The 16226-nt window shown below is 52.1% G+C and carries 13 protein-coding genes; all 13 read right to left on the bottom strand.

Translation table 11 applies throughout. The features are described from left to right. Position 1: 1 nt before the first annotated feature. Entirely contained in the window at positions 2-1108 is a 1107-nt protein-coding gene (locus AUK77_RS04275; RefSeq protein WP_296126586.1) for an EpsG family protein, read from the bottom strand. 30 nt (positions 1109-1138) lie between these two features. Further along, positions 1139-2386, bottom strand: a complete 1248-nt coding sequence (locus AUK77_RS04270) for an O-antigen translocase (RefSeq protein ID WP_296126584.1) — start codon at positions 2384-2386, stop codon at positions 1139-1141. Between the two features lie 6 nt (positions 2387-2392). Next, on the bottom strand, positions 2393-3523 hold the full coding sequence (gene rffA, locus AUK77_RS04265; protein ID WP_296126581.1) for a dTDP-4-amino-4,6-dideoxygalactose transaminase: 1131 nt from the start codon (positions 3521-3523) through the stop codon (positions 2393-2395). Beyond that, positions 3520-4083, bottom strand: coding sequence for an acyltransferase (locus tag AUK77_RS04260; RefSeq protein WP_296126579.1), 564 nt, complete (start codon positions 4081-4083; stop codon positions 3520-3522). Before AUK77_RS04260 ends, rffA begins: the two co-directional genes overlap by 4 nt. Positions 4084-4094: 11 nt before the next feature. Beyond that, positions 4095-4961, bottom strand: coding sequence for a glucose-1-phosphate thymidylyltransferase RfbA (rfbA, locus tag AUK77_RS04255; protein WP_296126577.1), 867 nt, complete (start codon positions 4959-4961; stop codon positions 4095-4097). A gap of 12 nt (positions 4962-4973) precedes the next feature. After that, positions 4974-6095 carry a dTDP-glucose 4,6-dehydratase gene (gene rfbB / locus AUK77_RS04250; protein ID WP_296126573.1) on the bottom strand — a complete coding sequence of 374 codons (1122 nt, stop codon included), beginning with the start codon at positions 6093-6095 and terminating at the stop codon, positions 4974-4976. A 116-nt stretch (positions 6096-6211) separates the two neighbouring features. Next, a complete protein-coding gene (locus tag AUK77_RS04245; protein ID WP_296126571.1) occupies positions 6212-7741 on the bottom strand; it encodes an MBL fold metallo-hydrolase in 1530 nt (509 codons plus the stop codon). A 119-nt stretch (positions 7742-7860) separates the two neighbouring features. Further along, positions 7861-9162: a Wzz/FepE/Etk N-terminal domain-containing protein gene (locus AUK77_RS04240; protein ID WP_296126570.1), complete on the bottom strand. Its 1302-nt coding sequence runs from the start codon at positions 9160-9162 to the stop codon at positions 7861-7863. A gap of 268 nt (positions 9163-9430) precedes the next feature. After that, complete coding sequence (gene ihfB, locus AUK77_RS04235) at positions 9431-9715, bottom strand: integration host factor subunit beta (RefSeq protein WP_296126567.1); 285 nt, start codon at positions 9713-9715, stop codon at positions 9431-9433. Positions 9716-10314: 599 nt separating this feature from the next. Then, complete coding sequence (gene rpsA / locus AUK77_RS04230; protein WP_296126565.1) at positions 10315-12006, bottom strand: 30S ribosomal protein S1; 1692 nt, start codon at positions 12004-12006, stop codon at positions 10315-10317. A gap of 153 nt (positions 12007-12159) precedes the next feature. After that, positions 12160-12846, bottom strand: a complete 687-nt coding sequence (cmk, locus tag AUK77_RS04225; protein ID WP_296126562.1) for a (d)CMP kinase — start codon at positions 12844-12846, stop codon at positions 12160-12162. Continuing rightward, a complete protein-coding gene (locus tag AUK77_RS04220; protein WP_296126560.1) occupies positions 12843-15101 on the bottom strand; it encodes a bifunctional prephenate dehydrogenase/3-phosphoshikimate 1-carboxyvinyltransferase in 2259 nt (752 codons plus the stop codon). Before AUK77_RS04220 ends, cmk begins: the two co-directional genes overlap by 4 nt. Then, on the bottom strand, positions 15098-16204 hold the full coding sequence (gene hisC / locus AUK77_RS04215; protein ID WP_296126557.1) for a histidinol-phosphate transaminase: 1107 nt from the start codon (positions 16202-16204) through the stop codon (positions 15098-15100). The genes AUK77_RS04220 and hisC overlap by 4 nt, the downstream gene beginning before the upstream one ends. Positions 16205-16226 lie beyond the last annotated feature (22 nt).

Genomic DNA, 16226 nt, shown 5'->3' with positions numbered 1-16226 from the left:
GTTAAAGAAAATCATGGAAATAATTTACTCCGCCACTCCAGCCAGCATTAATTGTCAGATTAAGCCAAAGAGTTAGAAACGAATATATAAAAACAACTATATACCCCAACCCACGCCCAAGAAAAAAACAAGCAAGGCAAGGAATAAGAACATATTCAAACATTGAGATTACGGAATATCCACGCCCTGCAAGAATAGCAAAATCACCGAATAAAATCCGAAACATTGTCGCACTATAAAAAAAACAAAACGAAATCTTGAACCAGTCATATCGAGATAAAAGTTGATTCCAAAACAACAACGAAATAGAACATACCAGCAAGTTTTTAATATTTACAACATCAAATATAGGCAATGCATAGTTATATTCTTCAGCGCTCAAATAAAGACTTATTTTTTCACCAATAAAGCCAAAACCTGCAAGTGAATTAAATAATAAACCCAAATCGAAAAGCCAAGCGAGCAATAAAGAAGTAATCCCCGCAAAAACAAAAACTGATCTGTTTGGCGAAAGTAAGTAAACGACTACGGGCATCAAAAAAATTATTGACGAAACATGCAACGAGACCGCTATAGCGAACAAGAAAAACATCATTGAATAACGACATTTAGTTAAAAAACATGCGGCATAAAAAAGAATAGCTGTAGCCAGCCCAAGACGGATAGCATTCAGCTCTTTTGCCAAGAAAAAGTGAGTGAAATACACCACTACAGAAGCCCCAGCATAAGGGGAAAAATATCGAATACTTTTGAGATTAAAACAAACCGATGCAAAAGCTACAGAAAAAAATAGCCAATACTGCGAAGAACTAAAAACTAACAACAGAGATAAAAACCAAAAAAAACCAAATTCTATATTATAAATCGAGTAACTGTAGCCACACAAAAAACTCTCGCATTCTAGAAGCGAGGGAATACCATGAAATATAAACATATATGCCTGATCATCGCTCCCAACACCAATACTTCTAAATGAGGCCAGAAGCACAAGAAAAAACATAACAATCCAGTAGTATATAATCTTGTAAGAGCGCCCATTGCTAAAATGCTCAAATGCACAGAGTATAGAGACAACAATAAAACTCAAATAAATTGGCAACATGATCATAATTTCGCTCCTTTAGCCCCAAAAAACACTTTATCTCCGAGCCCAGAATACGAAAGCACAAGTACACAAAACAAAATAGATGACATAGGTCAGCATATAGCCGATAAGAACTCCTTTGATACCGCCCAACAAGCTACCAATCAGTAAGGCCACCCCTAAAAACAACAGCCCTTGTAAAAGCTCTGCACTTACATAAAGCTTTGTTGCTGCCTTAGCTACACCAACAAACCCTATAACGTAACTAGATATCTTAAAAAAATCACCAATCAACTGGAAAACTATCAAATCTTCAAGCCGAGAAAAATCACTCGACAATAATGCCGGAATAAAAAAACTGCGCCCCACATAAAAAACCGAAGCACCTATCAAAAATATAACCATAACTAGCAGCATGAATTTGCGCACATACTGACCAATTACTTTCTTATCAGCTATAGGCGAAATAAGAGGCATAAAATAATACGCCAAAAACACACCAAAAAACCCAAGATATGCAGCAGATAATCTAATAGAAGCCTGCCAGAGACCTGCCTCAGCATACCCGCCGTTATGTATCAGAAATTCTCTCACTACCATTTCCACTAAAGGAAAAGTTAAAGCACTAGCCAATAACATGACAGTAAATGCAGAAAGTTTCTTTAACTCAACCCTGGTCACTACACTAAATTTTACTCGACCAAAAAATGAAGACTTAAAGTAAAAATAAAACCCAGGGAAAACGCCCATAAAAAAAACCGCTATTATTGCTATTGCAGCACCAGCAATTTCATAGTGAAAAATCAAAAACCAAGCTAGCGGAAGCGCCAAGAGATTGCCAATTATTTGTATTATTGCAAAACCCTTAGTATCTCCTAGTCCATTACAGACCCCTGTGACTAAGTTGGTAAACGCAAATCCTAGCTGTGCGACTGCCAGTAGCATAACAACCCAGTAAAAATCTTCGGACCGAAATAAAAATACTGATATGCTCTTTGAAAAAAAAACACCTAAAGCTAATACTATTACGCAAAAAGCTAGTGAATAAAAAGCCGCAGAAGATATAAATAATAGCATTTTCCGTGGCTCACCCCGATATTCCGCCACGTATTTTATAACACCATTAACAACCCCCCCCCCTGCGAGCAGGGTAACAATAGTTACTGCACTCATGAAATGCCCTAAAACCCCAACCCCCTCAGCGCCCAAATAGAGGGCAATTAATTTTAAAAGAACAAAGCCCACCAATATCTTTGAAAGATGGGCAGAGCCTGTTAATAAAACACTGTAAATAGCGCTCATATGAAATTAATTGCATGCAATAGCATTAGACACAACGTCTAAAACACGAGTTACATCCTGTTCGCTTAAACCGTACCAAAGTGGTAACCGTACAAGGCGCTCACTTTCTTTAGTGGTAAAGTTGTCAGCGCCTGAAAATATGCCAAGCTTCTTGCCTGCGATTGACGAGTGCAACGGTACATAATGAAACACAGCCATTATCGACTCATTTTTCATCACCTCAAGGAACTTGGTTCGACTCTCAAGACCAGAAAGTTTCAGGTAAAACATATGTGCATTATGCTGACAACCAGAAGGAATGTAAGGCGTTGCTATCTTATCAGTGAGAGTGGAGAAGGCATTTATGTAAGCCCCCCATGTTGCTCGACGATTGATATTTATCTCCTCTGCGCATTCAAGTTGTCCATAGAGATAGGCTGCCTGTAACTCTGAAGGTAAGTAACTGCTTCCAATATCTACCCAAGTATATTTATCGACCATACCCCTAAAAAACTGGCTGCGATTCGTGCCTTTCTCTCTGATAATTTCGGCTCTAGCAGTGAAGCGTTCATCGTTAATCAGCAGCACGCCACCTTCACCACCGCTGGTGTAGTTCTTGGTTTCATGGAAGCTATAGGCCCCCATATGCCCGATGCTGCCGAGCGCGCGGCCCTTGTAAGTGGCCATCATTCCTTGTGCAGCATCTTCAATCACAAACAATTGGTGCTTATCTGCGATGGCCATGATGGTGTCCATTTCGCAGGCAACACCAGCATAATGGACGGGCACGATAGCTCTGGTTTTGGGCGTGATGGCGGCTTCAATTAGATTCTCATCGATATTCATTGTATCTGGACGGATATCGACAAAAACAATCTTTGCACCGCGCAGAACAAAAGCATTAGCGGTGCTGACAAAGGTGTAACTCGGCATAATAACTTCATCGCCGGGCTGAATATCTAGCAGGATTGCAGCCATCTCCAGCGCTTGAGTACATGATGGTGTTAATAGTGCTTTCTTGGTGCCCGTATTCTTTTCAAACCACTCATGGCAAAGCTGAGTAAACTGGCCGTCGCCAGATATTTTGCTGCTGCGCATGGCAGACATTACATATTGATCTTCGTTACCGGTATAGGGCGGCTTGTTAAATGGGATCATTTGTAGAAATCTTCTAAAAATTTAGGCTCAAGTTCAAGCAAATCTTTTTTACGCTCGTTTACCCTTCGTGCGGGACTTCCAACATAGATCCCCCATGGATCGGTACTACGGATGACCAATGACATTGCGCCCACAGAGCAACCCACTGCGAGGTTGACACCGGGAAATACAATGGAGCCAGCCCCAACGATGACGTGCTTACCAATATAAATACTTTCGAACCGTTCTTTTTTATACTTTTTCCCCACCAGCGAATTAGTCATTGTTTCGCCACTGTAGTCGTCTGACTGTGAAAAAACTTTAGCACCATAAGCTAGGGTGCAAAAATCTTCAAAGTATACGCCGGGCTCTCCACCGGCAATCAAACACATAGGAGTAATATGGTTAAATTTACCAATTCTTACCTTGCCTGATACCACGCAAAAATCATCAATTCTAGAGTTATCGCCGATCTCAATCTGATCAGCATTGTAGATACTGGCTTTATCACTGATGTGAACATTCAGTCCAAGACTCTTGAAACCCATTTGCTCAAGAGCTTCTCTGGATAAATATGCCATGCCGAGCCTCTTTACTGTATCAAAAGGGATAGAAGATACTGACCATAACTGTTCTTGCTTAATGACTGACCTATGCGTTTTAAATCATTGCTGCTTAACCAGCCATTGGTAAAAGCAATTTCTTCGAGGCAGGCGATTTTGTAGCCTTGGCGCTTCTCAATAGTTTCGACGAAAAGACCCGCCTCAAGCAGGCTTTCGTGAGTACCTGTATCGAGCCAGGCAAAGCCACGACCAAGCAACTCGACGTTAAGATCCCCGCGCTGCATATAGACTTGGTTGATGCAGGTGATTTCCAGCTCCCCTCGATGAGAAGGCTTTACCTGCTTGGCTATCTGCACCACATCATTATCGTAGAAATACAGACCCGTGACGGCATAGTGAGATTTTGGCTTTTGCGGCTTTTCCTCAATCGATATGGCACGCTTATTTTCATCAAACTCAACCACACCGAAGCGCTCTGGGTCTTTGACCTGGTAACCGAATACGGTAGCACCCTTACAGCGAGCTGCGGCTGCGCGCAACATAGGGCCAAAACCTTGGCCATAAAAGATGTTATCTCCCAGAACCAAGCAAACACTATCCTTGCCAATAAATTCTTCGCCAATAATAAAGGCTTGGGCTAGCCCATCCGGGCTGGGTTGTACGGCATAGCTGATTGTTATCCCAAAATCGGAACCATCGCCCAGTAGGCGCTGATAACCGCTTATATCTTCCGGAGTGCTTATCAGTAGGATGTCGCGGATACCAGCCAACATTAATACGGACAAGGGATAGTAGATCATTGGTTTGTCGTAAATGGGCAGCAGTTGCTTGGACACACCTTTAGTGATCGGGTACAACCGTGTGCCGGAACCGCCGGCGAGAAGAATGCCTTTCATGTATTGCTTCCTTTATGCTGTCGCGCCCAAACGCTCACGTTGATAGCTACCATCTTGCACGCGGCGGCACCACTCTTGGTTACTCAGATACCACTCAACCGTCTTGCGAATCCCTGACTCGAAGGTTTCGACAGGCGTCCAATTCAGTTCGCGCTGGATCTTGCTGGCGTCGATGGCGTAACGCAGGTCATGGCCGGGGCGGTCTTGGACATGGGTGATGAGTTCTTTGTAAGAGCGCATTGGCTGATGCTTGATCTGGGCGTCAGCTAAATCGTTGATCGCGAGCAAGCTCGCTCCTACTGGTGTTTGCATCGGCCGGAGTTCATCGAGCAGCTCGCAAAGGGCGTGGACAACTTCGATGTTCTGTTTTTCATTGTGGCCACCAATGTTGTAGGTCTCCCCCACTACGCCTTCGGTCACAACCTTGTATAGGGCACGAGCATGATCTTCAACATACAGCCAGTCGCGCACTTGATTGCCTTTGCCATAGACCGGCAGCGGTTTGCCTTCAAGGGCGTTAAGAATGATCAGCGGAATGAGTTTTTCCGGGAAGTGGTACGGGCCATAGTTATTTGAGCAGTTGGTAATCAGCATCGGCAGCCCGTAGGTACGACTCCACGCACGCACCAAATGGTCTGAGCTGGCCTTACTCGCCGAGTAGGGTGAACTGGGAGCGTAGGGGGTGGTTTCGGTGAACAGCGCTTCTGGGTCTTCCAGATCGCCATAGACTTCATCGGTGGAAATGTGATGAAAGCGGAAGGCTGCTTTACGAGCTGTTTCCAGCCCTTGCCAATACTGACGCGTGGCCTCGAGTAGCGTGTAAGTACCAACGATATTGGTTTCAATAAATGTGGCAGGGCCATCGATGGAGCGGTCTACGTGAGACTCAGCAGCTAGGTGCATCACGGCATCTGGTTGATGCTCTTGGAACACTCTCTGAAGCGCTACCCTGTCGCAGATGTCGACTTGCTCGAAGGCGTACCGCTCACTGTCGCTGACGTCGAGCAGGGACTCTAGGTTGCCGGCATAGGTGAGCTTGTCGAGATTGACCACGCTACCAGCGGTGCTGTCGATGATGTGGCGTATGACCGCTGATCCAATAAAACCAGCACCGCCGGTAACAAGAATTTTCATAAGAATGCTGGAACCATCATTTTTTAGTTAACTTAAAGCAGCTCAGCTGCTTAGTCGGGATAGAGACTTCACTCGATTTGCCGTAATCAATTCAGAATCCGCGATATTCGTAGCGGTCACGAATCGTTTGTGCCTCTGGGGATTACTAGTTCCAGGGGGCGCTGTTTTTCTTTGTAGAGCGCTTTGAGGCGCTCGCCGTATTCGTGTTTGGCTCCGGTTTCACCATGGACGATGCGCACTTGGCTAGGCCAGTGGCGCATGCGAGTAACGAAGCCCAGCAAGCCTTGTTGATCCGCATGGGCTGAGTAGCCGCCTATGGTATTGATTTTGGCGCCAATCTTATAGCGCTCGTCATCCAGGTCGACATAACCACCACGCTCACCATACATCTGGATGGCGCGGCCGGGTGTGCCTTGCGCCTGGTAGCCGATGAAGAGTACGTCATGCCGAGGGTCGTGGAGCATGGCTTTCAGGTAATTGACAATTCGACCACTGCTGCACATGCCGTTCCCGGCGATGACGATGGCCGGACGAGCGTTGGCGGTGAGGTGGCGCACCATGGCCAAGTGGGCTTGGTGGCTATCAACGGTGATCAACTGCTCGAAGGCCAGCGGGTTGCGGCCTTGTTTGACGCGCTGCAGGGCTTCGTTGTCCCAGAAGGGTTTCAGCTCGCGGTATACCTGGGTAAAGCGGCTGGCCAAGGGGGAATCGAGGATGATGGGGAGTGTGGGCCAGTTGATGGTTTGCGTGGCTTGATCTTGATCCCGCGGCACCTTCTTACCCTCACCCCTAGCCCCTCTCCCGGAGTGAGAGGGGAAAACAGCCTGCCCTTCGCCAGTGGAATGCAGTTTTTTGCTGTGGATGATGTCTTCGAGTTCGTAGAGCAGCTCTTGGGTGCGGCCGATGCTGAATGCGGGGATCAGGACCGTGCCGTTGTTGGCCAGGGCTTGTTCGATGACGCTTTCCAGGCGCTTGCGGCGGGTGCGGCGGTCTTCGTGCAGGCGGTCGCCGTAGGTGCTTTCGATCACCAGGATGTCGGCGCGGTACGGAGGCTTGGGGGCTGGCAGCAGGGGCGAATGCGGCGCGCCGAGGTCGCCAGAAAAAACGATGCGCTTTTTCTCGCCAGTCTCGGGGTAATGCAGGTCGATCTCGACATAGGCCGAACCGAGGATATGCCCGGCGCGCTGCAGGCGTATGCGGCAGATCAGCTTCTCGCTGTCGTACAGGGTGAACCAGGTTTTGTAGGGCAAGGCGATGATGCGCTGCTCGACCAGTTTGAGGTAACGCTCGACCTGTTTCTGGTCGCGACTAAAACCCAGCTTAAAGGCATCCTCCAGGACGATGGGCAGCAGCTTGGCCGAGGGTTCGCTGCACAGAATCGGCCCTTTAAACCCGGCGGCTAGCAAATAGGGAATGCGGCCGACGTGGTCGATATGCACGTGGGTGGCGACCAGTGCCTTGATGGTATCCAGCGGAAACTCGATGGCTAGCCGGTCAGCGGCGGACTTGCCTTCGGCCGAGGTCTCCGCGCCCTGGAACAAACCGCAGTCGATCAGCAGGCTGTGCTGACTATCCATCAGTAGTTGATGACAGGAGCCAGTCACGCCATCTTTGGCGCCGTGGTGGAGGATGTCGGGGTAGTCCATGCAAGTAATCCGTGTTAATCCGTTAACCATTGCACTCGCCAGCGGCGGCACCGTAAGCGCTTTAATGCTCGACTTATGAGGACTCTACGCACTCAATGCGCTACTCACCTACCGGGCCTCTAGCTGATTGCACCTGCGCTCAAGCTAAGCGCTGCCGGCTCGCGCCGCATCATATGACGTATCAGGGCAATAAACAGACCCAGCATGCCGCCAAGCACCAGCCCAAGAGCCAGAATCAACGCTTTCTTGGGCTTTATTGGGCTTAAAGGCTCAATGGCTACTTGATCGACGGAAACCAGCTTCAGGTTAGAGGCGTCGATTGCAAGGCTGCGCAGCTGGGCTGCCTCTTCCCGCCAGATGGCCAAGTCCTTGAGAAAAAGGTCCTGGTTTTCGCGTTTATTCAGTATCTCAACCTGCCGGTTGTTTTCTAACAGTTTGAGCTCTTTGGCGATCTGTGCGATACGCGGCTCGGTAAAGTCATCCGAACGACGTTGCCGCAGCGCAGCGCGCTCGGCTTCCAGGGCCTCGCTGCCCATAAAATACAGAGGGATTTGCTGATTGTTGACCTCGGTACGGATTACGCTGCCCTGGGACACCCGTCCCACCTCAGCCAAAGCAGAAGGTGTGGTGGGCTTGAGGATGTCCAGAGCCTTAGCGATACGAACCGCTTCATCCAACTGCGCAATACGATTATCGCGATGCGTCTTGAGCTGCTGACGCAAAGCCTTGAGCTCGTCCTGCAACTCGGCGCGCTTGAGGTTATCGGCCTCCAATAACTCGGCGATCCTGGCTTCCTTAATGGCTTCATAGCTGGCACGGGCTGCCGCCATCTTGGAGTCCAGCTGAGCCAGGTGATTCTGGATTACCACCGTAAAGTCGTCGGCAATGCGCTCGCGCTCGCGTTGAACCACGTAACCAACCAAGCCATTAAGCAATGCAACACCATCGACACCCTGCGGATAAGTCAGCTGAACGCCGACGTAGGCGCTGAGGTTGTCGGTTTTTTTCGAGTCGGGCTGGAGCATCTTGAAAGCTTGTTTATTGAAGTTTTCAAAGGTCTGCTCAAGGCTACGGTTAGGCTGACGTAGTGCCTCGAAGAGGCCCTGATTGGCGCGAAAAAAACCCAATCGGCTGTCATAAGAATCCAGGCTCGCGCCTACACGCTGCATAGCCTGCTCTGGCGTAAGCTCATAGACACCTGTGCGGTTCAGTGCGTCCAGATCCTTAATCGCCGCAGGCCGCACTACACTCTGCACTTGATACTCAGGGGTTGTAAGAAACGCGTACGCCAGCGCCAACATGCCAACCGACAGCGTGACCAGAGTAATCAGTAACTTTTGCGCCCAGAGCGCTTGAAAAAGCGCCGCCAGATCGATTTCATCATTGGAGGCTTGTTGCATCGCCGAGGAAGCTGCATTCACGATCAAAATCCATCTTTAAAAAGGAGGCAACTGCCTGCCAACGGACCACCTATAGGCTTACTTATCCATTCGCCGCCAAAAGCATATGGCATGAATGGGCTGTACCCATGTCGCTAACAGTAATTGCGCCGCAATTGTGCCAGCGACTGAGGTTATTACAAGTCTTGAAAATATTTTCCGTCTGCGGATTTTTGGCTGAAAATACTACGGACCACTGCTGCAGTCCTAGCGTGACGCAAAAACTCGCAAAGGTGATACAGAACGCGCCCTACTCATCTTCATTCACCCGATCTCGCAATTCCTTGCCAGGTTTGAAGTGAGGTACAAACTTGCCGTCAAGCCGTACCGAGTCACCGGTTTTCGGGTTACGCCCTACACGCGGTGCGCGGTAGTGCAGCGAGAAGCTGCCAAAACCACGGATTTCGATACGATCGCCCGTCGACAATGCCTGGGACATTTGCTCAAGCATGGTCTTGATAGCCAGTTCTACATCCTTAGATGAGAGCTGGCCTTGGTGACTGACAATGCGTTCGATCAACTCCGACTTGGTCATGGTTTTCCCTTCTTTTTCAAGCGGCTAGATCACTAGGTGGTTAGTTTTTAGCACGCTGAACATGATTTGAACAGCCCGAAGGGTGTCGATTTGGTTGATCGTTTGCAGAAAGATCAAAGGGTTGCGAGAGGCAGTGATGGCGACAGTCTGTGTAAGGAAGTCGCGGCGCCACAGCCTTTTGCAGAACCCGTAGGTTAGCGCTATGCGTAGCTAAGCCCAACGGGGTTTTGCATGAGCTGTTGGGCTTCGGCGCTTCGCTTCTCAACCCAACCTACGAATATCCATATAGCGGACGAATGCCGCAGGGGCCGTAGGTTGGCGTTGAGCGCAGCGAAGCCCAACGGGTTTTGGCATGAGCTGTTGGGCTTCGGCGCTGCGTGTCTCAACCCAACCTACGAATATCCACATAACGGACGAATACCGCAGAGGCCGCAGGTTGGCGCGGAGCGTAGCTAAGCCCAACGGGTTTGGGCATGAGCTGTTGGGCTTCGGCACTTCGCGACTCAACCCAACCTACGAACTAAGCTCAGCCTAGCAGTGCTTTTTCAGACACAAAAAAGGGCGACCGAAGTCGCCCTTTTTCTCTGGATTACCGGAACTTAGTTCTGGTTTTCCATTTGTGCACGGATCAGGTCACCAATGGTGGTCGGGCCGGTGCTTTCGGTGCTTTCAGGCTTGCTACGCAGAGTCTGGATAGCTTCCTTCTCGTCTTCAACGTCTTTCGATTTGATCGAAAGGCTGATTACGCGGCTCTTACGGTCAACGCTGATGATCTTGGCTTCTACTTCTTCGCCTTCTTTCAGGACGTTGCGCGCGTCTTCAACGCGATCACGGCTGATTTCGGAGGCTTTCAGGGTAGCTTCGATGCCATCAGCCAGGGTGATTACAGCGCCCTTGGCGTCAACTTCTTTCACAGTACCGCGAACGATAGTGCCTTTGTCGTTGACTGCAACGTAGTCGGAGAACGGATCTTCTTCCAGTTGCTTGATGCCGAGGGAAATGCGCTCACGCTCCGGATCAACGGAGAGGATAACGGTTTCCAGCTCGTCGCCTTTCTTGAAGCGGCGTACAGCTTCTTCGCCTACTTCGTTCCAGGAGATGTCGGACAGGTGAACGAGGCCGTCGATGCCGCCATCCAGACCAATGAAGATACCGAAATCGGTGATCGACTTGATGGTGCCGGAGATTTTGTCGCCCTTGTTGAACTGACCGGAGAAATCTTCCCACGGGTTAGTTTTGCACTGCTTGATACCCAGGGAGATACGACGACGCTCTTCGTCGATATCCAGAACCATAACTTCCACTTCGTCGCCGACGTTAACGACTTTCGAAGGATGGATGTTTTTGTTGGTCCAATCCATTTCGGATACGTGCACCAGGCCTTCCACGCCTTCTTCCAGCTCTGCGAAGCAGCCGTAGTCGGTCAGGTTGGTTACGCGCGCAGTAACACGAGTGTCCTGCGGGTAACGCGCCTTGATGGCAACCCATGGGTCTTCGCCCAGCTGCTTGAGGCCGAGGGAAACACGGTTGCGCTCGCGATCGTACTTGAGGATCTTAACGTCGATTTCATCGCCAACGTTGACGATTTCCGACGGATGCTTGATGCGCTTCCAAGCCATGTCGGTGATGTGCAGCAGACCGTCGACGCCACCCAAATCCACGAACGCGCCGTAGTCGGTGAGGTTCTTGACGATACCTTTGACTTGCTGACCTTCCTGCAGGGATTCCAGCAGAGCTTCGCGCTCGGCGCTGTTCTCGGCTTCCAGCACGCTGCGGCGGGAAACGACAACGTTGTTGCGCTTCTGGTCCAGCTTGATAACTTTGAATTCGAGCTCTTTGCCTTCCAGGTGAGTGGTATCACGCACCGGACGGACATCGACCAAGGAACCTGGGAGGAACGCACGGATGCCGTTAACGTCGACTGTGAAGCCGCCTTTAACCTTACCGTTGATAACGCCCGTAACCACTTCCTCAGCGGCGAAAGCTGCTTCCAGAACGATCCAGCACTCAGCACGTTTGGCTTTTTCACGGGACAGCTTGGTTTCACCAAAGCCATCTTCAACCGCGTCCAGCGCAACGTGAACTTCGTCACCAACCTTAATGGTCAGGTCGCCAGCGTCGTTGTAGAACTGCTCAAGCGGGATGAGGCCTTCAGACTTCAGACCGGCGTGAACGGTTACCCAACCAGCTTGGTAATCGATGTCGACGATGATAGCGGTGATGATCGAGCCAGCCTGAAGGTTCAGGGTTTTTAGGCTTTCTTCAAACAGTTCAGCAAAGCTTTCGCTCATTTTAATTCCTGTTGATTCAGGGCAGGGAATCCGCCCAAACCACACTCCAGACAATGTGGGTACGTTTATGTAAAAAGAAACATTCGGGTCAAGGACTGGGTTCCCGAGCGTTTCCTTGGCGAGCTGGTCAGCTTAAAGCAGCTGTAGCTCTGGTCATCCAGCGAGGTCGCGAATGGCGACTTCACTGAGAATTCGTTCAAGCACTTTCTCGATTGAGAGTTCAGTGGAATCCAATACGATTGCATCAGCTGCCGGCTTGAGCGGGGCTACTGCACGCTGGGTATCGCGCTCATCGCGCGCTTGAATCTCATCAAGAAGACTCGCGAGATTAACATCATCACCCTTGGCCTTCAACTGCAAGTAACGACGACGGGCACGTTCCTCGGCACTCGCCGTGAGGAAAATCTTCAACGGCGCATCGGGAAACACCACGGTGCCCATGTCTCGACCATCGGCGATCAGCCCTGGCATTTCCTGAAAAGCTTGCTGACGCTGCAACAACGCGTCACGCACCGCAGGCAACGAGGCGACCTGGGAAGCGCCAGCACCGATCTGCTCATTGCGGATCAGATCAGTGACTTCTTCGCCTTCCAAGATGATGCGCTGCCCCTGACCGTTGCCGGACGCGATAAATTGCACATCCAGGTGCGCGGCCAGCAGTTTGAGCGATTCTTCGTTGGTCAGGTCAACGCCATGGTTGCCCGCGGCAAATGCCAATAGGCGATACAGCGCGCCGGAATCTAGCAGATTCCAGCCCAACTGCTTAGCCAGCAGGCCGGCAACGGTGCCTTTACCCGAGCCGCTTGGGCCGTCGATGGTGATGACCGGTGCCTGAATCATGATTTACCCTCTTCGGCCACGCGGATACCCACTTGCGCCGACAGGGCGAGGAAGTTGGGGAATGAGGTGGCTACGTTGGCGCAATCGTGGATGCGAATCGGCGCGGTAGCGCGCAGAGAGGCCACGCTGAACGACATCGCAATACGGTGATCGCCATGCGCCCACACTTCGCCGCCGCCCAAACTGTTCCCGCCGTCGATGATGATGCCATCAGGCGTTGGCTCTGCCTTGACGCCCAGCGCAATCAGGCCGTCGGCCATCACTTGAATACGGTCGGATTCTTTAACTCGCAACTCTTCAGCACCGCGCAACACAGTGTGCCCTTCCGCCACAGAGGCGGCAACGAACAACACCGGGAACTCGTCGATGGCCAGCGGCACGAGGTCTTCCGGAATATCGATACCCTTGAGTTTGGCGCTGCGCACACGGATATCAGCCACCGGCTCGCCGCCCACTTCACGCTGGTTTTCCAGAGTGATGTCGCCGCCCATCAGCTTGAGGATATCGATGACACCGGTACGCGTCGGGTTGATGCCGACATGCTCCAGGACCAACTCGGAATTCTCAGCAATGCTGCCTGCGACGAGGAAGAACGCCGCCGAGGAGATATCAGCAGGTACTTCAATATGGGTCGCGGTCAGGGTATGCCCGGACTCGACACTGGCGGTGCTTCCATCCACCGTCACCGGGTAGCCGAAGCCACGCAGCATGCGTTCAGTGTGATCACGGGTGGGGGCCGGTTCGGTCACAGCTGTGCGACCGGCGGCATACAAGCCCGCCAGCAGCAGGCAGGATTTTACCTGAGCGCTGGCCATGGGCATCTCGTAATCCATGCCAGTCAGGCGCTGACCGCCTTTGATGGTCAGCGGTGGACGGCCTTCCGGCGCAGTTTCAATGATCGCGCCCATCTCACGCAGCGGCTTGGCCACGCGGTTCATCGGGCGCTTGGACAGCGACGCATCACCGGTCAGAGTGGTATCAAACGGCTGAGCGGCCAACAAACCGGACAGCAAGCGCATGGACGTGCCGGAGTTACCCATGTACAGCGGGCCAGCCGGTGCTTTAAGGCCATTGAGGCCGACACCGTGAATGGTCACGCGACCGTGGTGCGGACCTTCGATGACCACGCCCATGTCGCGAAAGGCCTGCAAGGTGGCCAGGGCGTCTTCACCCTCGAGAAAGCCTTCCACATGGGTGGTGCCTTCAGCCAGTGAGCCGAGCATGATTGAGCGGTGGGAAATGGATTTGTCACCCGGAACGCGAATACGCCCAGACAGGCTGCCACCAGGATTGGCCACAAAAATCAGATCATTCGAGTGCATAGCATCCACATAAGCCCTGCGGGCCAAAATTTTGCCGAAATGCTCACGGGCAACGCGGGCGCGGGTGAAGACGCCCAACAATTGATGCCCATCCCCTGCGTCAACCGCGTCGCGCAAGGCGTCGAGGTCGTCGCGAAATACGTCCAGCGTGCGCAGCACCGCCTCGCGGTTGGCGAGAAAGATGTCATGCCACATCACCGGGTCACTGCCAGCGATCCGCGTAAAGTCGCGAAAACCGCCAGCGGCGTAACGAAAAATCTCCAGGTTCTCGCTGCGCTTGGCCAGCGAGTCAACCAGTGTAAATGCCAACAAATGCGGCAAATGGCTGGTGGCGGCAAGCACTTGGTCGTGATGTTCGACGTCCATGTGCTCCACATCTGCACCCAGCTCACGCCACAGCGCATCGACCAACGCCAGGGCCGCTTCATCACTCTGCTCTGAGGGCGTCAGAATGACCTTATGCCGCCGGAACAACTGCGCATTGGCCGCCTCCACCCCGCTCTGCTCGGAACCGGCAATCGGATGGCCCGGCACAAAGCGCACGTCTTGGCCACTGAAGGCTAAACGTGCAGCACGCACTACATTGCCTTTGGCGCTGCCTACATCGGTGAGCACAGCTTGGCCCAGGTCAAGCTTGGCCAGTTCCGCCAGCAGCTTTTCCATGGCCAGAATCGGCACCGCCAACTGGATGACCTCAGCACCAGCACAGGCAGTCGCCAAATCCGTTTCACAGCGATCAACCACGCCAAGTTCAACCGCCAAACGGCGCGATTCCGGGTCAAGATCAACGCCAATCACTTCACGGCACAGGCCGCGCTCACGCAGGCCTTTTGCAAAAGAGCCGCCAATCAAGCCCAAACCGATCACCACCAGGCGACCCAGTTTAGGCGCTGCAGATGGCCCAGTTGTTACACGCGTATTGGCCTCACTCACGCGCTTAGCACCTTGCCCAATGCCGCAAGAAAACGTGCATTTTCGGCGGGCAAGCCAATCGAGACGCGCAGAAAGTTCGGCATACCGTAGCCTGCGACCGGACGCACAATCACACCTTCGTGCAGCAATGCCTGATTAATGGCAGCTGTGTCGCGGCCAAAGTCGACGGCAATAAAGTTGCCTTTCGAAGCAATCCAGCTCAGGCCCAGCTCACGCAAACCGGCTTCCAGTTGCGCCATACCGGCATCGTTGACCTGACGGCTTTGCACCAGGTACTCGGCATCATCCAGCGCCGCGCAAGCCGCTGCCAGAGCCAGGCTGTTGACGTTGAATGGCTGGCGCACGCGATTGAGCACATCGGCGATCTGCGCCGAACAGATGGCGTAACCGACACGCAGCGCCGCCAGGCCATAGGCCTTGGAGAAGGTGCGCGAGACCAGCAGGTTGTCGTAACGGGCGAGGTACGTGAGGCCGTCCGGCAACTCGTCGCCTTCGGCGTATTCGATGTAGGCCTCATCCAGCACCACCAGCACATTGCTCGGCACGCGCGCAAGGAAGCGCTCCAGCGCATCAGGGCCAAACCAGGTACCTGTTGGATTGTTCGGGTTGGCGATAAAGACCACGCGGGTGTTTTCGTCGATGGCCGCCAACATGGCTTCTAGGTCATGACCATAGGCCTGCGCTGGCACTGCCTTGCCCTGAGCACCAACCGCCTGTGTGGCAATCGGGTAGACGGCAAACGCGTATTGGCTGAACACCGCGTTGAGGTCCGGTGCCAGATAAGCACGCGCCACCAAATCAAGAATGTCGTTGGAGCCATTACCCAAGGTGACCTGATTGATCTGTACGCCACAACGAGAAGCCAGGCGACTTTTCAGCTCAAAACCATTGCCATCAGGGTAACGGGTCAGCTCGGCCAACTCGCCGCGAATCGCTTCCAGCGCCTTGGGGCTTGGACCTAGCGGATTCTCGTTGCTGGCCAGCTTGACGATGCTGGCCGGATCCAGATCCAGCTCACGGGCCAGTTCATCCACCGGCTTGCCCGGCACATAGGGCGACAGCTGCTGTACGCCTGGCTGGGCCAGGGCGAGGAAATCGGTCATAGCAAGGCCTCACGCTTAAAGC

Source organism: Pseudomonas sp. Ga0074129 (assembly GCA_001465025.1).
In the GTDB taxonomy this organism is placed as follows: domain Bacteria; phylum Pseudomonadota; class Gammaproteobacteria; order Pseudomonadales; family Pseudomonadaceae; genus Aquipseudomonas.
Note: the sequence above shows the minus strand (reverse complement) of the source record. Positions and strands in the feature narration are given on the sequence as shown.